This is a genomic window from Klebsiella sp. PL-2018, from assembly GCF_019048985.1.
Classification (GTDB): domain Bacteria; phylum Pseudomonadota; class Gammaproteobacteria; order Enterobacterales; family Enterobacteriaceae; genus Klebsiella; species Klebsiella michiganensis.
Genome location: NZ_CP077673.1, coordinates 1,330,783 through 1,349,070, shown reverse-complemented (window position 1 = coordinate 1,349,070; position 18,288 = coordinate 1,330,783). Strand labels below are relative to the sequence as shown.

Here is an 18,288-nt window from a genome sequence, read left to right as displayed (position 1 = left end):
CTGTTAGCGAGGCTCAAGCTGCTCCAGCTTCTCCCGCAGTTCGCCCTCAAGCGGCAGCGCTTTCTGCGTTTTTAGATCGATACAGACAAAAGTGATAAGCGCATCGGCGACCACTTCGCCATTAGGGTTGAGGGTGACCACCTGGCTTAGCGTCCCGCTTTTTCCGTTCAGCTGTTCGAGCTTGCTGGTGACGGTTAATACATCGCCTAGTACCGCCGGTCGGCGGTAGTTGATATTGATATTGACCACCACAAAGGCGATGTTGCGAGCGGTCATCCAGTGGAAGGCCGGGCTGCTTTCCAGGCCATCCCAACGCGCTTCTTCGAGAAACTCCAGATAACGCGCATTGTTAACGTGCTGATAGACATCCAGATGATAGCCGCGAACTTTGATTTGTGTCTGCATAGCGCAAATGCCTTATCTTTAATTGTTGTTTTGAGGTCAGAGGTCACACCACTGGCATGACCTCTTCAGTCTGGCAAATAATGACGACTGTGCAAACTTTCGCTGAAAATTTACAGCTTCAGATGTGACAGATTTCTCTCTACCAGCGAGTTGCCCATTCCGGGCACCTGCTTAAGATCGTCAACGGTTTTAAATGGCCCGTACTCTTCGCGATAGCTCACTATAGCCTGCGCTTTCTTCAGGCCGACGCCATTCAGCGCCTTAGCCAGCTCTTCCGCGCTGGCGTTATTGATACTCACCCTGGTGCCTTCACTATCCGCCGCATTTAACGCATCCGGCGCTTTTGCCTGCGGCGACTGCACGCTTTCCTTTACCGGCGCCGACGCTTTGCCGGCAGAAGGCGCCGCCTGCGCTATCTGACTCCCCGCCGCGCAAACCAGTACGGCGGCAATAAGCGTTTTCATTCCTCGTTTCATGCTGTTATCTCCTTGTTTGTAGACAGCAAGGTCACGATAGCGACGAAGGAAAAAGAGTACAAAAGGCAAAATGCAGAAATGGAAAAGGCCGCGAAAGCGGCCTTTGAGAATGACATTACGTTACTTGCTTTTGCGAAGCAGCACGTAATTATTGTTGCTGATCGATAATGTCGCCGAGCTTAATTTTCGCCGCTTTACGCAGGTTGCTCATCAGCGCTTCGAAAGCGATCTGGGCGTTATTCTGGGTGATCCCCTGAATCATCGCTTTTTTCTGCTCTTCCGGCATCGTACCCGCTTTCACTTCGTCCAGCGCCAGCAGCACCACGTTGCCCTGCAGATCGGAGCCCACGCCGTAGCTTGGCTTACCCGCCTGCGGCAGCGGAAGTGCAAAGACAGACTGGCTCAGCGCTTCCTGACCGGTGCGTGACAGCGTCTGCGGCGCACCAAAGCTCAGGCCTGCGGCTTTCATCGCTTCATCGCCTTTGCCCTCTTTCAGGGCCGTCAGCAGCTTGTCGGCATCCAGCTTCGCCTGCTGTTCCGCTTTCGTGTGCTTCACAATATCGCTCACCTGCGCTTTCACATCCGCCAGCGGTTTCACCGCTTCCGGTTTATGCTCGCTGATGCGCAGAACAAACGCGCGATCGCCGTCGACGGTGATGATATCGGAGTTGCTGCCCGGCGTGCCGTTTTCGCCCACCAGGCCGCCGTTGAAGATAGCTTCAGAGACCGGCTTGAAATTCAGCTCTTGCGGCAGGCTGTCGCGGCCAAACCAGCCGGTTTCAACCACTTTAAGACCGGCAACCTGGGCTGCGCCCGCCAGCGACTCGTTATCGTTGCTCGCCGCGTCGCTCACTTTCTGCTGCAGGGCATAGTACGCATCCAGGGCTTTTTCCTGCTTCACTTTCGCCGCAATATCGTCGCGAACCTCAGCCAGTGGTTTAACCTGTGCTGCCTGAATATCGTCCAGACGGGCAACCAGGAACCCAACGGAGGATTTAATTACGCCAGAAAGCTGGCCTTTTTCTTTCAGACCGGCCTCTTTCAGCTCTGGCACAGTCGCCGCATCTTCCAGCCACCCCATATCACCGCCGTTGCGGGCAGAGATAATGTCGGTTGATTTTTCTTTGGCCAGCGTGGCGAAGTCAGCACCTTTCTTCAGCTCATCAAGCACCGCCTGCGCATCCGCTTCGGTTTTGGTCTGGATGATGCTGTAGCGGTTACGCTGCGGCTGAGTGAACTGATCCTGATGCTGGTCGTACCATGACTGAATTTCTTCGTCAGAGACGTTTTCCTGCATGCTGGCAGCGTCCATCTTGATGTAGCTGACGCGGAACTGCTCAGGCGCCATAAAACGCGCTTGGTTCTGCTGGTAGAACGCGTTGATTTCATCGTCGGTAGCGGTTTGCTTCGCCGCCAGCGCGTTCACGTCGAGAGTGGCTTCACGGACGACGCGCTGTTGAGAAACCAGCGCCGCCAGCTGGTCGGATTCGCCCGGCAGCATAAAGTCGGTACCGGCTACGGCGTTGATCAGCTGCTGAGTCGTCAGCTGATTACGAAGCGCCTGCGCGTACTGATCCGTCGTCATCCCCATCTGATTAACAATACGGCTGAAGCGCTCGTTATCAAATTTGCCATCCGCCTGGAAAGCCTGGGTCTGGAAGATAGCCTGCTTCACCTGGTCGTCGCTGATGTTGAGACCCAGCTCACGGGCATACTGATCGAGCAGCGCCTCGTCAATCAGACGGTTCAGCACCTGCTGACGCATGGTCTTCATGTAATTTTCATTGGCCGCCAGTTCTGAGAACTGGTCGCCAAGCTGCTGCTGCATGCGATTACGCTCGCTGGCAACGGCATTTTCAAACTGTGCGCGACCAATCTCCTGGTCATTAACTTTTGCGGCATAGTTGTTACCACCGCCAATCAGGTAACCACTCACCCCGGTCAAAATGAACGAGACGATAATGATACCGAAAATAATCTTGAGCACGACGCTGTTGGCGGCCGTGCGTAGGTTGTCCATCATGGTGTAACAACGCTCCGCTGTAGATGACTTTAGCTCGCGCAGCATAGCATGTGATGGCCGCCGCGCGTGAGGACGTATTTTGACAAGAAAACGGGGTGATTGTCAGCCCACAAGTGCGTATAAAGTCACATTAAGTCTCATTCTGGCAAATAAAAAAGGCACATCTTACGATGCGCCCTTGTACTTCGTCACAGACCCCAGTGGGGAAGTCGATCAGTTTACCGCGTCTTTCAGCGCTTTACCTGCACGGAAACCCGGTACTTTAGCAGCAGCAATGGTGATTTCTTTGCCTGTTTGCGGATTGCGACCGGTACGGGCAGCGCGCTCTTTAACAGCAAAAGTACCAAACCCTACCAGCGCAACGTCATCCCCAGCCTGCAGAGATTCAGTAACAGAAGCGATTAAAGCATCTAACGCACGTCCAGCTGCGGCTTTAGAAATGTCCGCACCGGCAGCAATTTTGTCAATCAGTTGAGATTTATTCACTGTTCTCTTCCTCTCTTTATAATTTATATCGCACCAGAATCCTTCGTGGCGCGACCGCGCAGCAGTTATATCAGGACTGTCATGCCCTTACAACAGAGTTGTAATTGACCCCCCTGCCAGCGATCTAAGTTAGCTACACAAAAAAAGGCTGGCAAGTACGAATTTACTTACCAGCCCTATTTTTCTTAGCGCAATTTGCGCGAAATCACTATTTTGCCGTGACGACTTCCATACCAAACGGCTCGTTCTGCAGTGCAAGTGCCAGAACTTCCTCGATTCGTTTCACCGGATGGATATCTAAATCGGCGATAACGTTATCTGGAATTTCTTCAAGGTCACGTTTGTTTTCATCAGGAATCAGAACAGTCTTAATGCCGCCGCGGTGCGCGGCCAGCAGTTTTTCCTTCAGACCACCGATTGGCAACACCTGGCCACGGAGGGTAATTTCCCCGGTCATCGCCACATCGGCGCGCACCGGATTGCCCGTCAGACAGGAAACCAGCGCGGTACACATCGCGATACCTGCGCTTGGGCCATCTTTCGGCGTAGCGCCTTCCGGTACGTGCACGTGAATATCGCGTTTTTCGTAAAAGTCTGAGTTGATACCCAGCTTATCCGCACGCGAACGCACCACGGTCAGCGCAGCCTGGATGGACTCCTGCATCACCTCACCCAGTGAACCGGTATAGGTCAGCTTGCCTTTGCCCGGAACGCAGGCGGTTTCAATGGTCAGCAGATCGCCGCCCACTTCCGTCCATGCCAGACCCGTCACCTGACCCACGCGGTTTTCGCTATCCGCCCGGCCATAGTCATAGCGCTGCACGCCAAGGAAGTCATGCAGGTTGTCGCCGTTAATCTCGATGTGCTTCAGCGATTTATCCAGCAGCAGCTGTTTTACCGCCTTACGGCACAGTTTCGAGATTTCGCGCTCCAGACCACGCACGCCCGCTTCACGCGTGTAGTAGCGGATAATGCCGATAATTGCGCTGTCATCCACCGTCAGCTCGCCTTTTTTGAGCGCGTTACGCTCAATCTGTTTTGACAGCAGGTGGCGTTTGGCGATGTTCAGCTTCTCATCTTCGGTGTAGCCGGAGAGACGGATCACTTCCATACGATCCAGCAGCGGCGCCGGAATGTTCATGGAGTTGGAGGTCGCGACAAACATCACGTCGCTGAGATCGTAATCCACTTCCAGATAGTGATCGTTAAAGGCCACGTTCTGTTCCGGATCCAACACCTCCAGCAGCGCCGAGGCCGGATCGCCGCGCATGTCCGAAGACATCTTGTCGATCTCATCCAGTAAGAACAGCGGGTTTTTAACGCCCACTTTGGCCATTTTCTGGATCAGTTTGCCCGGCATTGAGCCAATATAGGTACGACGGTGACCGCGGATTTCCGCTTCATCGCGCACGCCGCCCAGCGCCATACGCACGTACTTACGTCCGGTGGCTTTGGCGATGGACTGGCCGAGAGAGGTTTTACCGACCCCCGGAGGCCCAACCAGGCACAGGATCGGCCCTTTGAGCTTGTTAACACGGCTCTGCACCGCGAGGTACTCAAGAATACGATCCTTCACGCGCTCGAGGCCGTAGTGGTCGGTGTCGAGGATCTCCTGAGCCTGACGCAGGTCTTTTTTGACCTTGCTGCGGGCGTTCCACGGTACCTGCACCATCCAGTCGATGTAGCCGCGAACGACGGTCGCTTCCGCCGACATCGGGGACATCATTTTCAGCTTCTGCAGTTCCGCTTCGGTTTTCTCTTTTGCCTCTTTCGGCATTTTCGCCGCGTCGATCTTACGCTTCAGCGCTTCGTTCTCGTCCGGGGCGTCGTCCATCTCGCCGAGCTCTTTTTGAATGGCTTTCATTTGCTCATTCAGATAGTACTCGCGCTGAGATTTCTCCATCTGTTTTTTCACGCGGTTGCGAATGCGCTTCTCAACCTGCAGCAGATCGATTTCCGACTCCATCATCGCCATCAGATATTCCAGACGTTCGTTAACGTCGGACATCTCCAGCACGGACTGTTTGTCCGCCAGCTTCAGCGGCATATGCGCAGCGATGGTATCCGCCAGGCGCGCCGGATCGTCAATGCTATTCAGCGACGTCAGCACTTCCGGTGGGATTTTCTTGTTCAGCTTGATGTAGCCTTCAAACTGGCTGATGGCCGTACGAACCAGCACTTCCTGCTCGCGTTCGTCAATGGCCGGCGATTCAAGATATTCAGCCTTCGCCGAAAAATGCTCGCCATTATCAGACAGCGCAGAGATGCGCGCGCGCTGCAAACCTTCGACCAGCACTTTGACAGTACCGTCCGGTAGCTTCAGCATTTGCAAAATAGACGCCACGGTCCCGACGGTGAAAAGATCGTTTACACCCGGCTCATCCGTCGAGGCTTCTTTCTGCGCAACCAGCATGATTTTTTTATCATGATCCATGGCTGCTTCGAGGCAACGGATAGATTTTTCCCGCCCTACAAACAGGGGTATGACCATGTGCGGATAAACCACCACATCGCGCAACGGCAATACGGGGATTTCAATGCGTTCAGAACGCTCAGGATTCATAGAGCTCTCTCTTAGTTTAAAGTCCGCCAGGTAGCCGACGACGCAACTCAACGACGCGTCGCCGTTAATATGTAAACCAGTATATGGGGATGTATTCCATACATTCAACGGCGGGAATGCAGGAAAAATAAAAGGGGAGATAAAATCCCCCCTTTTTGTTAACTGCTTGAGCAAAATGGTTAATTATTCACCAGATGCCTGCTGCGCTTCCGGTTTGCCGTAAATCAGCAGCGGCTTGCTCTGGCCATCGATAACCGAAGCGTCGATGACCACTTTTTCTACGTCTTCCATTGACGGAAGATCGTACATGGTATCGAGCAGCGCGGCTTCAACGATAGAACGCAGACCGCGAGCCCCGGTTTTACGCGCCATCGCTTTCTTAGCGATAGCGTCCAGCGCTTCGTCGCGGAATTCCAGCTCAGCGCCTTCCAGGCTGAACAGCGCCTGATACTGCTTGGTCAGGGCGTTTTTCGGCTCTTTGAGGATCTGAATCAGCGCTTCTTCGCTCAGCTCGCTCAGGGTCGCCACAACCGGCAGACGACCGATGAACTCAGGAATCAGGCCAAACTTGATCAGATCTTCCGGCTCAACCTGAGACAGCAGCTCGCCTTCGCTGGCTTTGTCAGACTTCGCCTTGACCGTCGCGCCGAAACCAATACCTGAACCGGTTTCAACACGGTGGGAAATGACCTTATCCAGACCGGCAAAGGCGCCGCCGCAGATGAACAGGATCTTAGAGGTATCAACCTGCAGGAACTCCTGCTGCGGATGCTTACGCCCGCCCTGCGGCGGAACCGCGGCAACGGTACCTTCAATAAGCTTCAGCAGCGCCTGCTGCACGCCTTCGCCGGAAACATCGCGAGTGATCGACGGGTTATCCGATTTACGGGAAATTTTGTCGATTTCATCAATGTAGACGATACCGCGCTGGGCTTTCTGTACGTCGTAGTCGCACTTCTGCAGCAGCTTCTGGATGATGTTCTCAACGTCTTCACCCACGTAGCCGGCTTCGGTCAGGGTGGTGGCATCCGCCATGGTGAAAGGCACATCCAGCAGGCGCGCGAGCGTTTCCGCCAGCAGCGTTTTACCGGAACCGGTCGGCCCGATCAGCAGAATGTTACTTTTGCCCAGTTCAACGCCGTTGCTGGTGTCGCCATTGCGCAGACGTTTGTAGTGATTGTATACCGCCACCGCCAGCACTTTTTTCGCCGGCTCCTGGCCGATAACGTAATCGTCCAGATGATGGCGAATTTCGTGCGGCGTCGGCAGCGCGCTGCGCTCGCGATGCGGCGCAACTTCTTTAATTTCTTCGCGAATGATGTCGTTACATAAATCAACGCATTCGTCGCAGATATACACGGATGGCCCGGCGATTAGCTTACGCACTTCATGCTGGCTTTTGCCGCAAAAAGAGCAGTACAACAGTTTGCCCGAACCATCTTTGCGTTTATCTGTCATGAGTCCAAACCTCTTATTAAGTTCTTTGTGCCGCACACGACGACGCAAATGCCATTCTCAGGCGCAAACCGCTGTGAAGCGTTGTGCCGCCCTCTTTCAAACAAGTATAGCGGCACCCTTGCGCCTGGGGCATCAATTACGATGAGTCAAAATAGAGTCAACGAGGCCGTATTCCACTGCTTCTGAGGCAGACAGGAAGCGATCGCGCTCGGTATCGCGCTCGATCTGCTCAAGGGATTGACCCGTATGATGTGCCATCAGTTCATTCATGCGACCTTTCACTTTCAGGATTTCGCGGGCGTGGATTTCGATATCCGTCGCCTGGCCCTGGTAGCCGCCCAGCGGCTGGTGAATCATCACGCGGGAGTTCGGCAGGCAGAAACGCTTGCCTTTCGCCCCGGCGGTCAGCAGGAACGCGCCCATTGAGGCCGCCTGGCCCATACAAATGGTGCTCACGTCAGGCTTGATGAACTGCATGGTGTCATAGATAGACATCCCGGCGGTAATCACCCCGCCCGGAGAGTTAATGTACAGATAGATATCTTTTTCCGGGTTTTCCGCTTCCAGAAACAGCATCTGCGCCACGATCAGGTTAGCCATGTGGTCTTCTACCTGGCCGGTCAGAAAAATGACGCGCTCCTTGAGCAGACGGGAGTAAATATCAAATGAACGTTCGCCGCGTGAGGTCTGTTCAATGACCATCGGCACCAGGGCCATATGGGGTGCAAAGTTGTCTCGTTCGCCACTGTATGACATTTCCGTCTCCTGGATTAATTTGAAAAAAACCGCTGCACTGATTGTAACCTTACGGACGGATTATCAGCCAGAATTTCTGCCGTCGGGCAGAAGTGCATAGATGCACGCTTCATTACGGCGCATGATTATGCCAATGCAGTTACGTCTCCCGGTTATGGGGATGACGTCGCCATAATTCAAGCATAACAATCTTTTGTCGTAACGCTATCACTGAAATCGCCTTTTCGCACTCATCCTAAGGCTATCATTGCAATAAAAAAACCCGCAGCCTTTCGGCAACGGGTTTTTGCTCAAACCTTAAACCTTGGGGCGAAATTACGCCTGCTGGTTCATCAGTTCGCTGAAGGAAGTGGCTTTTTCAGACACTTTAGCTTTCGCCAGCACGGCTTCAACGGCCTGCTCTTCTAGCGCGACGTTGCGCATGTTGTCCATCAGCTCTTTGTTTTTGCTGTAGAACTCAACCACTTCTTTCGGATCTTCGTAAGCGGAAGCCATCTCTTCGATCAGGCCTTTAACGCGATCTTCGTCAGCTTTCAGCTCGTTGGTACGAATCACTTCGCCCAGCAGCAGGCCAACAACAACGCGGCGTTTAGCCTGCTCTTCGAACAGCTCACGCGGCAGCTCCAGAGCCTGTTTCTCGTTACCGCCGAAACGCTGAGCAGCCTGACGACGCAGAACGTCGATTTCACTGTCGATCAGCGCAGCCGGAACGTCGATATCGTTAGCTTTAACCAGACCTTCGATAGCCTGAGATTTAACGCGGTTACGCACGGCGCCTTTCAGCTCGCGCTCCATGTTTTTACGCACTTCAGCGCGCAGCCCGGCTACGGAACCATCTTCAACGCCGAAACGTTTGATGAACTCTTCAGTCAGCTCTGGCAGTTCACGTTCTTCAACTTTCTTCAGGTTGATAACGAACTTGGCCGCTTTACCTTTCAGGTTTTCAGCGTGGTACTCTTCCGGGAAGGTCACGTCGATGGTGAACTCTTCGCCAGCCTTGTGACCTTTGATACCGTCTTCAAAGCCCGGGATCATACGGCCCTGGCCCATCGCCAGTACGAAGTCAGAGGCTTTGCCGCCTTCGAACTCTTCGCCGTCAACGGAACCGGTGAAATCAACGGTAACGCGATCTTCTGCATCAACAGCGCCGTCTTTGTCTTTCCAGTTCGCCTGCTGCTTGCGCAGAGTATCCAGCATGGTGTCAACGTCAGCATCGGTCACTTCAACAACCGGTTTTTCAACTTCGATCGCTTCCAGACCCTGCAGTTCAACTTCCGGATAAACTTCGAACTCTACCGCGTAGGTGAAGTCTTCACCCAGCTTGTATTCGCCCGGAACGTAGTTCGGCGCGCCGGCCGGATTAATTTTTTCTTTGATGATCGCGTCAACGAAGTTACGGCTCATCAGGTCACCCAGCACGTCCTGGCGAACAGATGCGCCATAACGCTGAGCAACAACATTCATCGGCACTTTGCCTTTACGGAAGCCGTCAATGCGAACTTTTTTCGCTACGTTGACCAGCTCGCTTTTGACAGCATTCTCGATGCTGTCAGCGGCGATAGTAATCGTTACACGGCGCCCAAGGCCCTGAGTGGTTTCAACTGAAACTTGCATCTTGTTACCTCAAAAAAATCACAGTGCTCGGTCAACTCTGGAAGCGCGAACAGGTTGCTTCGCAGAACCGGGATGCCCTCTTCAAATCAGAAACACATTCCCTGTCGTCAGAATCATCCCGAAGACATTCATAATAAAAGACGCGGCATTATAGCGGCATCACTTTTGTGAGTCGAGAACGGTTGTCGCCCACTGCTGCGGCTTTTTTCACATTTCCCGAGCAAATTTGCCTGTAAATATGCGTGAATTGCACATTTTTCAGGCAAAACAAAACGGCCCGCAGGCCGTTTTCTCATAAATCTTCACGCAACATACTGGAAAAGCTCCAGCGGTTGCAAATGCGATTTCTACGCGATACTTCCAGCCCCGCGACAAGGAGGAGAAGCAAAGACGGTATCCTGTAGCCCTTCCCACTCTTTGATTGTATAGGTATGCAACGCCAGAGCGTGCACGGTGCTTGATAGTTCCTCAGTCAACGTTCCGTAAATCATACGGTGACGATTAAGAAAACGCTCACCAAGGAAGCGATCGCTCACCAACACCACTTTAAAATGACTTTCAGAGCCCGCAGGAACGTTGTGGCGATAGCTTTCATCCACGACTTCAAGATACACCGGGTCGAACGCTGCCCTAAGTTTTGCTTCGATCTGTTCACGTATCATCATGAATTTTCTCCTCCGACAACGCTGTATTGCCGCCATTCCCTTTAAATGTTAGCCGCTTTTACCGCTTCCATTGGGCGAAAACAACAAAAAATTAGCATTCCTCTGATATTTTCATGCAAAAGTATCGGCTTTAGTGGTTCGGTGTCCTGAAAGCCCTGCCTGCGTTGCGATAAGAGATGCAGTCAGGACAGAAAACGCACAAGGCGATGAATTTACATGCGTTGCCACTTCCCCTTGCCGTTGGCGATGTTATGATGGCGGGAATTTTCCTCATTACCACTCCACCATGCGTTGAGACCCTGAACATGTTTAAGAAAATTCTTTTTCCTTTGGTCGCGCTGTTTATGCTGGCCGGATGCGCCACTCCGCCGACCACCATTGATGTTTCACCGAAAATCACCCTGCCGCAGCAGGATCCCAGCCTGATGGGCGTGACCGTCAGCATTAACGGCGCCGATCAGCGTCCGGATCAGGCGCTGGCGAAAGTCACCCGCGATAACCAACAGGTTACGCTCACCGCCTCTCGCGACCTGCGCTTCCTGTTGCAGGAAGTGCTCGAGAAACAGATGACCTCGCGTGGCTATATGATTGGCCCGAACGGCGCCGTGGATCTGCAAATCATCGTGAATAAACTGTACGCCGACGTTTCTCAGGGCAACGTGCGTTACAACATTGCGACTAAAGCCGATATTGCGATCGTTGCCACTGCCGCTAACGGCAATAAGATGACGAAAAACTATCGTGCCAGCTACTCTGTTGAAGGCGCCTTCCAGGCCTCGAATAAAAATATCGCCGATGCGGTTAATAGCGTCATGACCGATACCATTAGCGATATGGCGCAGGACACCAGCATTCACGATTTCATCAAGCAAAACGCGCGTTAATTTAAGTCGCAGACCCGGCTTCGCGCCGGGTCTGCACGACATGCCATGTCTAATCATTACTTACGCATTTTCACGCAGCCAAAATCAGCTATCCTGCTGATCCTCGGTTTTGCCTCGGGATTACCGCTCGCCCTCACCTCCGGCACGCTGCAGGCGTGGATGACCGTTGAAAACATCGATCTGAAAACTATCGGTTTTTTCTCGCTCGTCGGCCAGGCCTACGTCTTTAAGTTCCTCTGGTCGCCGGTGATGGACCGCTATACGCCGCCGTTTCTCGGCCGTCGTCGCGGCTGGCTGCTGGCGACCCAGTTTCTGCTCCTTATCGCCATTGCGGCGATGGGTTTCCTTGAACCGTCCACGCAGCTGCGCTGGATGGCAGCGCTGGCGGTGGTCATCGCCTTTTGTTCCGCCTCTCAGGATATCGTATTTGACGCATGGAAAACTGACGTGCTGGCCGCGGAAGAGCGAGGCACCGGAGCGGCAATCAGCGTGCTGGGCTATCGTCTGGGGATGCTGGTCTCCGGCGGGCTGGCGCTCTGGCTGGCCGATCGCTGGCTGGGTTGGCAGGGGATGTACTGGCTGATGGCCGCGCTGCTGATCCCCTGCATTATCGCCACGCTGCTGGCGCCGGAACCCAGCGACGTTATTCCGGTGCCGAAGACGCTGGAGCAGGCCGTCGCCGCACCGCTGCGCGACTTCTTCGGCCGCAATAATGCCTGGCTTATTCTGCTGCTGATCGTCCTTTATAAGCTTGGCGACGCGTTTGCCATGAGCCTGACCACCACGTTCCTGATTCGCGGCGTCGGTTTCGATGCGGGTGAAGTGGGAATGGTGAATAAAACGCTCGGCCTGTTCGCCACGATTATCGGCGCGCTTTACGGCGGCGTGCTCATGCAGCGCCTGACGTTGTTCCGCGCGCTGCTGATTTTCGGCCTGCTGCAGGGGGTATCCAACGCCGGATATTGGCTGCTCTCAATTACCGATAAACACCTTTTCTCCATGGCGACGGCGGTGTTTTTCGAAAATCTGTGCGGCGGGATGGGCACCGCGGCGTTCGTCGCGCTGCTGATGACGCTGTGCAATAAATCGTTTTCAGCCACCCAGTTTGCCCTGCTCTCAGCGCTCTCTGCCGTTGGGCGCGTGTACGTTGGGCCTATCGCCGGCTGGTTTGTTGAAGCCCACGGCTGGCCTACCTTCTATCTCTTTTCCGTCGTCGCCGCGGTGCCGGGGATTTTGCTGCTGTTAATTTGCCGGCGTACGCTGGAACACACTCAGCGCTCAGAAAGCTTTATGCCGCGCACGCGCTTTCCGCAGACCTACGGGCTGGCATTAATTATTCTGGCTGCTGGCTGCCTGATGCTGGCGATTTGGCTGCTGCTGCTGGCGCTCAACGCGCTGGATTACACCAACTTCTCCTTCCTTGCCGGCCTGCTTGAGATCGCCGTACTCACCGCCGTCGCGGGTATTTTACTCGGCGCCTTCCTTGACTATCTGGCATTACGTAAAACCGAGCTGATTTAAATCAGCGCAGAAACGTACGTGGACGTTGTAATTACTAAACGTAATTATAACGTCTTATTAACGATTTTATATTCATCGTAGCCGATTTGTTGTTTTGTGCGTTTTAGATTTCTGGAAATTATTGACAATTTTCATGCGAATCTTTAAATAATTTAACCGATTCAGCTCTGCAGGTTTTATTTTCCGCTTTTACGATGTCTTTTATTTGATAATTAATTGTTAATTATTTGTGTTGTTTTGCGGGTAGTTATGCTCATTCTCTTATAAAGCCTTTCGTTCTTATCCCTTTCGTTATCAATCCCGCCTAAATCAAGGTTTGCAAGCGATAATGTCACACTCCGTAACATATGTGACAGGGCAAGCAGAAGCCGCTAACATAGAGCAGACACAGCTCCAACTATGTTTACAGTAATGCAACCTTCCCGTAAAATACCCGTACACTTTAAGCGCCACCAGATTCCGTGGAATTGAGGTCGTTCAATGAGACTTAGGAAATACAATAAAAGTTTGGGATGGATGTCATTAATCGCAGGCACTGTATTACTCAGTGGTTGTGATTCTGCACTCCTCGACCCAAAAGGACAGATTGGACTGGAGCAACGCTCTCTGATTCTGACGGCCTTCGGCCTGATGATGATCGTCGTTATTCCAGCCGTCTTGATGGCAGTAGGATTTGCCTGGAAGTATCGTGCGAGCAATAAAGATGCGAAGTATAGCCCGAACTGGTCACACTCCAACAAAGTGGAAGCTGTGGTCTGGACGGTTCCTATCCTGATCATCCTGTTCCTGGCCGTTCTGACCTGGAAAACCACTCACGCATTAGAGCCGAGCAAACCGCTTGCTCACGATGAAAAACCTATCACTATCGAAGTCGTTTCGATGGACTGGAAATGGTTCTTCATCTATCCGGAACAAGGCATTGCTACCGTCAACGAAATCGCCTTCCCGGCGAACGTACCGGTACACTTCAAAGTGACCTCCAACTCCGTGATGAACTCGTTCTTTATCCCACGTTTAGGTAGCCAGATTTACGCAATGGCCGGGATGCAGACTCAGCTGCACCTCATCGCGAACGAAGCTGGTACTTACGACGGTATCTCCGCCAGCTATAGCGGCCCGGGCTTCTCAGGAATGAAGTTCAAAGCTATCGCCACGCCGGATCGTGCAACCTTCGATCAGTGGGTAGCGAAAGCCAAACAGTCTGCGAACGCCATGGACTCCATGGAAACGTTCGACAAACTGGCTGCGCCTAGCGAATACAACAAAGTGGAATACTTCTCTAACGTGAAACCAGATTTGTTTAAAGATGTTGTTAACAAATTTATGTCTCACGGTAAGAGCATGGATATGACCCAACCTGAGGGCGAGCACGCTGCGCACGAAGGAATGGAAGGCATGGACATGAGCCACGCGGAAACCGCTCACTAAGGGGCCGAGGAAGAAAACGATGTTCGGAAAACTTACACTGGATGCAGTGCCCTACCATGAACCCATTATTGTGGTTACGGTGGCTGCAATTATCATTGGGGGACTGGCGCTTCTGGCGGCCATCACTTACTTCGGTAAGTGGTCCTACCTTTGGAATGAGTGGCTGACTTCGGTTGACCACAAACGTCTCGGTATCATGTACGTTATCGTAGCAATCGTCATGTTGCTGCGTGGCTTCGCTGACGCCGTTATGATGCGTAGCCAGCAGGTGCTGGCCTCGGCCGGGGAAGCAGGCTTCCTGCCGCCTCACCACTACGATCAGATCTTTACCGCCCACGGCGTTATCATGATCTTCTTCGTAGCGATGCCGTTTGTTATCGGTCTGATGAACCTGGTGGTTCCGCTGCAGATCGGCGCGCGCGACGTTGCCTTCCCATTCCTTAACAACCTGAGCTTCTGGTTCACCGTTGTGGGCGTGATTCTGGTTAACCTCTCTCTGGGCGTCGGTGAATTCGCGCAGACCGGTTGGCTGGCCTATCCGCCGCTCTCGGGAATTGAGTACAGTCCGGGCGTCGGGGTCGATTACTGGATCTGGGCTCTCCAGCTATCCGGTATTGGTACAACGCTCACCGGTATTAACTTCTTCGTAACGATTATCAAGATGCGTGCCCCTGGCATGACCATGTTCAAGATGCCGGTGTTTAGCTGGGCATCTCTGTGCGCCAACATCCTGATTATCGCCTCCTTCCCAATTCTGACCGTCACCGTCGCGCTGCTGACCCTGGACCGCTACCTGGGCACCCATTTCTTTACCAACGATATGGGTGGCAACATGATGATGTACATCAACCTGATTTGGGCCTGGGGTCACCCGGAAGTGTACATTCTGGTTCTGCCGGTATTCGGTGTCTTCTCCGAAATCGCCGCAACCTTCTCGCGTAAGCGTCTGTTTGGCTATACCTCGCTGGTATGGGCAACAGTGTGTATTACCGTTCTGTCGTTCATCGTTTGGCTGCACCACTTCTTTACTATGGGTGCGGGCGCGAACGTAAACGCCTTCTTCGGTATTACGACCATGATCATCGCTATCCCGACCGGGGTTAAGATCTTCAACTGGCTGTTTACCATGTACCAGGGCCGTATCGTCTTCAACTCAGCAATGCTGTGGACGATTGGCTTTATCGTGACCTTCTCCGTAGGGGGTATGACCGGCGTACTGCTGGCGGTACCGGGCGCAGACTTCGTGCTGCACAACAGCCTGTTCCTGATCGCGCACTTCCATAACGTCATCATCGGCGGCGTGGTGTTCGGTTGCTTCGCAGGTCTGACCTACTGGTGGCCGAAAGCCTTTGGCTTCACCCTGAACGAAACCTGGGGCAAACGCGCTTTCTGGTTCTGGATCATCGGCTTCTTCGTCGCGTTTATGCCGCTGTACGTACTGGGCTTCATGGGCATGACCCGTCGCCTGAGCCAGCAGATTGACCCGCAGTTCCACCCGATGCTGGTTGTTGCAGCCTGCGGTGCGGCGCTGATCGCTTGCGGTATTCTCTGCCAGCTGATTCAGTTCTACGTGTCTATCCGCGATCGCGAGCAGAACCGTGACCTGACCGGCGACCCTTGGGGCGGCCGTACGCTGGAGTGGGCAACCTCTTCTCCTCCGCCGTTCTACAACTTTGCTATCGTTCCTGTCGTTCACGAGCGTGACGCGTTCTGGGAAATGAAAGAAAAAGGCGACGCGTATAAGAAACCGGCTGGCTATGAAGAGATTCATATGCCGAAAAACAGCGGCGCGGGCATCGTGATTGCTGCTTTCGCAACGGTGTTTGGTTTCGCAATGATCTGGCATATCTGGTGGATGGCGATTGCAAGCTTCGTCGGTATCCTGGTGACCTGGATTATTAAGAGCTTTGACGAGGACGTGGATTACTACGTGCCGGTTGCAGTAGTCGAAAAACTGGAAAATCAGCATTTCGATGAGATTAACAAAGCAGGGCTGAAAAATGGCAACTGATACTCTTGCGCATAACGCCCACGCGCACGAACACGGGCACCATGATACAGGACCGATGAAGGTATTCGGTTTCTGGATCTACCTGATGAGCGACTGCATTATCTTCGCCACTCTGTTCGCTACCTATGCCGTTCTGGTGAACGGCACGGCGGGCGGTCCGACCGGTAAAGATATTTTTGAACTGCCGTTCGTTCTGGTTGAAACCGCGCTGCTGCTGTTCAGCTCCATCACCTACGGCATGGCGGCTATCGCCATGTACAAAAACAACAAGAGCCAGGTGGTTTCCTGGCTGGCGCTGACCTTCCTCTTCGGGGCTGGGTTCATCGCGATGGAACTCTATGAATTCCATCACCTGATTGTTGAAGGTATGGGCCCGGATCGCAGCGGCTTCCTGTCAGCGTTCTTCGCGCTGGTCGGCACCCACGGTCTGCACGTGACCTCTGGTCTGATCTGGATGGCGGTGCTGATGGTTCAGGTTTCTCGTCGCGGCCTGACCAGCACGAACCGCACCCGTATCATGTGCCTGAGCCTGTTCTGGCACTTCCTGGACGTCGTGTGGATCTGCGTGTTCTCTGTTGTTTATCTGATGGGGGCGATGTAATGAGTCATTCTACCGATCATAGCGGCGCTTCTCACGGCAGCGTGAAGAGCTACATGACAGGTTTCATCCTGTCGATCATTCTGACGGTTATCCCGTTTGCAATGGTGATGAGTGGATCTGCATCGCATGCGGCTATTCTGGGAACCATCCTGGTCACTGCGGTTGTGCAGATTGTGGTACACCTCGTGTACTTCCTGCACATGAACAGTAAATCGGACGAAGGTTGGAACCTGACCGCATTTATCTTCACCGTAATCATCATTGCTATCGTAGTTGTCGGCTCCATCTGGATTATGTGGAACCTGAACTACAACATGATGATGCACTAAGAGCGGCGAGTATGTTTAAGCAATACCTGCAAGTAACGAAACCAGGCATTATTTTTGGCAACCTGATCTCCGTGATTGGCGGTTTCCTGCTGGCCTCCAAGGGCCACATCGACTATCCGCTTTTTATCTGGACGCTCCTCGGAGTATCCCTGGTGGTCGCCTCGGGTTGTGTTTTCAACAACTATATCGACCGTGATATCGATCGTAAGATGGAACGGACGAAAAACCGGGTGCTGGTCAAAGGGCTGATCTCGCCAGAAGCTTCGCTGGTATACGCCACCCTGCTGGGTATTGATGGCTTCATGCTCCTGTGGTTTGGCGCGAATCCCCTGGCCTGCTGGCTGGGGGTGATGGGGTTCGTGGTTTATGTCGGCGTTTACAGCCTGTACATGAAGCGCCACTCCGTCTACGGCACGCTGATTGGTTCTCTCTCCGGCGCTGCGCCGCCGGTGATTGGCTACTGCGCGGTTACCGGTGATTTTGACAGCGGTGCCGCGATTCTGCTGGCGATTTTCAGCCTGTGGCAGATGCCTCACTCTTACGCTATCGCGATTTTCCGCTTCAAGGATTATCAGGCAGCGAACATTCCGGTACTGCCGGTAGTGAAAGGCATTTCGGTAGCGAAAAACCATATCACCGTTTACATCATCGCTTTCGCCGTTGCCACGCTGATGCTCTCCCTGGGCGGCTACGCTGGATATAAATATCTGGTTGTCGCTGCGGCGGTGAGCGTCTGGTGGCTCGGAATGGCGCTGCGCGGTTATAAAGTGGCGGATGATAAAGTCTGGGCGCGTAAGCTGTTCGTCTTTTCCATCGTAGCCATTACCGCGCTGTCGGTGATGATGTCCGTCGACTTTATGGTGCCGGATTCACACAACCTGCTGACCATGGTCAGATAGTGTCTCTCAATGGCGTATCGCACGATACGCCATTACTTATTTCCCCCTGTTAATCTCGCATCGCCGATGGTTGTAAATCATTCTCCCCACCCTATTATTCTGAGATTGTGCCCTCAACCCTCTCAACGCTTTCTCTGCCCCTGGCTAAATTCCGCTTCAGCGTCCTCGA

16 protein-coding genes are annotated in these 18,288 nt (G+C 53.3%); 7 read left to right on the top strand and 9 right to left on the bottom strand.

The window, feature by feature from the left end:
* Positions 1-3 precede the first annotated feature (3 nt).
* The 9 genes from MKleb_RS06280 to bolA form a co-directional block, all read right to left on the bottom strand.
* A complete protein-coding gene (locus tag MKleb_RS06280) occupies positions 4-405 on the bottom strand; it encodes a YbgC/FadM family acyl-CoA thioesterase (RefSeq protein ID WP_004848264.1) in 402 nt (133 codons plus the stop codon).
* A gap of 110 nt (positions 406-515) precedes the next feature.
* Entirely contained in the window at positions 516-881 is a 366-nt protein-coding gene (locus MKleb_RS06275) for a helix-hairpin-helix domain-containing protein (RefSeq protein ID WP_025107165.1), read from the bottom strand.
* Between the two features lie 148 nt (positions 882-1,029).
* A complete protein-coding gene (ppiD, locus tag MKleb_RS06270) occupies positions 1,030-2,904 on the bottom strand; it encodes a peptidylprolyl isomerase (protein ID WP_025107166.1) in 1,875 nt (624 codons plus the stop codon).
* Positions 2,905-3,117: 213 nt separating this feature from the next.
* Positions 3,118-3,390 carry a nucleoid-associated protein HU-beta gene (gene hupB, locus MKleb_RS06265; RefSeq protein ID WP_002444653.1) on the bottom strand — a complete coding sequence of 91 codons (273 nt, stop codon included), beginning with the start codon at positions 3,388-3,390 and terminating at the stop codon, positions 3,118-3,120.
* Between the two features lie 208 nt (positions 3,391-3,598).
* A complete protein-coding gene (lon, locus tag MKleb_RS06260; protein ID WP_004099539.1) occupies positions 3,599-5,953 on the bottom strand; it encodes an endopeptidase La in 2,355 nt (784 codons plus the stop codon).
* Between the two features lie 183 nt (positions 5,954-6,136).
* On the bottom strand, positions 6,137-7,411 hold the full coding sequence (clpX, locus tag MKleb_RS06255; protein ID WP_004099538.1) for an ATP-dependent protease ATP-binding subunit ClpX: 1,275 nt from the start codon (positions 7,409-7,411) through the stop codon (positions 6,137-6,139).
* A gap of 132 nt (positions 7,412-7,543) precedes the next feature.
* The gene (gene clpP, locus MKleb_RS06250) at positions 7,544-8,167 is read right to left on the bottom strand and encodes an ATP-dependent Clp endopeptidase proteolytic subunit ClpP (protein ID WP_003021624.1); all 624 of its coding nucleotides are present in this window, start codon (positions 8,165-8,167) and stop codon (positions 7,544-7,546) included.
* Between the two features lie 315 nt (positions 8,168-8,482).
* On the bottom strand, positions 8,483-9,781 hold the full coding sequence (gene tig, locus MKleb_RS06245; RefSeq protein WP_004848255.1) for a trigger factor: 1,299 nt from the start codon (positions 9,779-9,781) through the stop codon (positions 8,483-8,485).
* Positions 9,782-10,128: 347 nt separating this feature from the next.
* Entirely contained in the window at positions 10,129-10,446 is a 318-nt protein-coding gene (bolA, locus tag MKleb_RS06240) for a transcriptional regulator BolA (protein WP_004133447.1), read from the bottom strand.
* A 305-nt stretch (positions 10,447-10,751) separates the two neighbouring features.
* Here bolA and MKleb_RS06235 point away from each other — a divergent pair, with 305 nt between their 5' ends.
* The 7 genes from MKleb_RS06235 to cyoE all read left to right on the top strand — a co-directional run bounded on the left by MKleb_RS06235 (position 10,752) and on the right by cyoE (position 18,119).
* The gene (locus MKleb_RS06235) at positions 10,752-11,330 is read left to right on the top strand and encodes a lipoprotein (protein WP_004848253.1); all 579 of its coding nucleotides are present in this window, start codon (positions 10,752-10,754) and stop codon (positions 11,328-11,330) included.
* 45 nt (positions 11,331-11,375) lie between these two features.
* Positions 11,376-12,851, top strand: a complete 1,476-nt coding sequence (gene ampG, locus MKleb_RS06230; protein WP_025107167.1) for a muropeptide MFS transporter AmpG — start codon at positions 11,376-11,378, stop codon at positions 12,849-12,851.
* A gap of 480 nt (positions 12,852-13,331) precedes the next feature.
* Positions 13,332-14,279 (top strand): cytochrome o ubiquinol oxidase subunit II, encoded by a 948-nt coding sequence (gene cyoA, locus MKleb_RS06225; RefSeq protein WP_004848249.1) that lies wholly within the window; start codon positions 13,332-13,334, stop codon positions 14,277-14,279.
* A gap of 19 nt (positions 14,280-14,298) precedes the next feature.
* Positions 14,299-16,290 (top strand): cytochrome o ubiquinol oxidase subunit I, encoded by a 1,992-nt coding sequence (cyoB, locus tag MKleb_RS06220; RefSeq protein WP_004848247.1) that lies wholly within the window; start codon positions 14,299-14,301, stop codon positions 16,288-16,290.
* The gene (locus MKleb_RS06215) at positions 16,280-16,891 is read left to right on the top strand and encodes a cytochrome o ubiquinol oxidase subunit III (RefSeq protein WP_004099525.1); all 612 of its coding nucleotides are present in this window, start codon (positions 16,280-16,282) and stop codon (positions 16,889-16,891) included. Before cyoB ends, MKleb_RS06215 begins: the two co-directional genes overlap by 11 nt.
* Positions 16,891-17,220, top strand: coding sequence for a cytochrome o ubiquinol oxidase subunit IV (locus tag MKleb_RS06210; RefSeq protein WP_004099523.1), 330 nt, complete (start codon positions 16,891-16,893; stop codon positions 17,218-17,220). Before MKleb_RS06215 ends, MKleb_RS06210 begins: the two co-directional genes overlap by 1 nt.
* Positions 17,221-17,231: 11 nt before the next feature.
* Positions 17,232-18,119, top strand: a complete 888-nt coding sequence (gene cyoE, locus MKleb_RS06205) for a heme o synthase (protein WP_217076525.1) — start codon at positions 17,232-17,234, stop codon at positions 18,117-18,119.
* The last annotated feature ends 169 nt before the right edge of the window (positions 18,120-18,288 follow it).

What these genes read in the sequence shown, in the direction of transcription:
- cyoA (WP_004848249.1), top strand. Translation starts at nt 13,332, where the DNA reads ATGAGACTTAGGAAATACAATAAAAGTTTGGGATGGATGTCATTAATC.
- ppiD (WP_025107166.1), bottom strand. Translation starts at nt 2,904, where the DNA reads ATGATGGACAACCTACGCACGGCCGCCAACAGCGTCGTGCTCAAGATT.
- bolA (WP_004133447.1), bottom strand. Translation starts at nt 10,446, where the DNA reads ATGATGATACGTGAACAGATCGAAGCAAAACTTAGGGCAGCGTTCGAC.
- MKleb_RS06280 (WP_004848264.1), bottom strand. Translation starts at nt 405, where the DNA reads ATGCAGACACAAATCAAAGTTCGCGGCTATCATCTGGATGTCTATCAG.
- clpP (WP_003021624.1), bottom strand. Translation starts at nt 8,167, where the DNA reads ATGTCATACAGTGGCGAACGAGACAACTTTGCACCCCATATGGCCCTG.
- MKleb_RS06215 (WP_004099525.1), top strand. Translation starts at nt 16,280, where the DNA reads ATGGCAACTGATACTCTTGCGCATAACGCCCACGCGCACGAACACGGG.
- cyoE (WP_217076525.1), top strand. Translation starts at nt 17,232, where the DNA reads ATGTTTAAGCAATACCTGCAAGTAACGAAACCAGGCATTATTTTTGGC.
- ampG (WP_025107167.1), top strand. Translation starts at nt 11,376, where the DNA reads ATGTCTAATCATTACTTACGCATTTTCACGCAGCCAAAATCAGCTATC.
- cyoB (WP_004848247.1), top strand. Translation starts at nt 14,299, where the DNA reads ATGTTCGGAAAACTTACACTGGATGCAGTGCCCTACCATGAACCCATT.
- tig (WP_004848255.1), bottom strand. Translation starts at nt 9,781, where the DNA reads ATGCAAGTTTCAGTTGAAACCACTCAGGGCCTTGGGCGCCGTGTAACG.
- MKleb_RS06275 (WP_025107165.1), bottom strand. Translation starts at nt 881, where the DNA reads ATGAAACGAGGAATGAAAACGCTTATTGCCGCCGTACTGGTTTGCGCG.
- MKleb_RS06235 (WP_004848253.1), top strand. Translation starts at nt 10,752, where the DNA reads ATGTTTAAGAAAATTCTTTTTCCTTTGGTCGCGCTGTTTATGCTGGCC.
- lon (WP_004099539.1), bottom strand. Translation starts at nt 5,953, where the DNA reads ATGAATCCTGAGCGTTCTGAACGCATTGAAATCCCCGTATTGCCGTTG.
- MKleb_RS06210 (WP_004099523.1), top strand. Translation starts at nt 16,891, where the DNA reads ATGAGTCATTCTACCGATCATAGCGGCGCTTCTCACGGCAGCGTGAAG.
- clpX (WP_004099538.1), bottom strand. Translation starts at nt 7,411, where the DNA reads ATGACAGATAAACGCAAAGATGGTTCGGGCAAACTGTTGTACTGCTCT.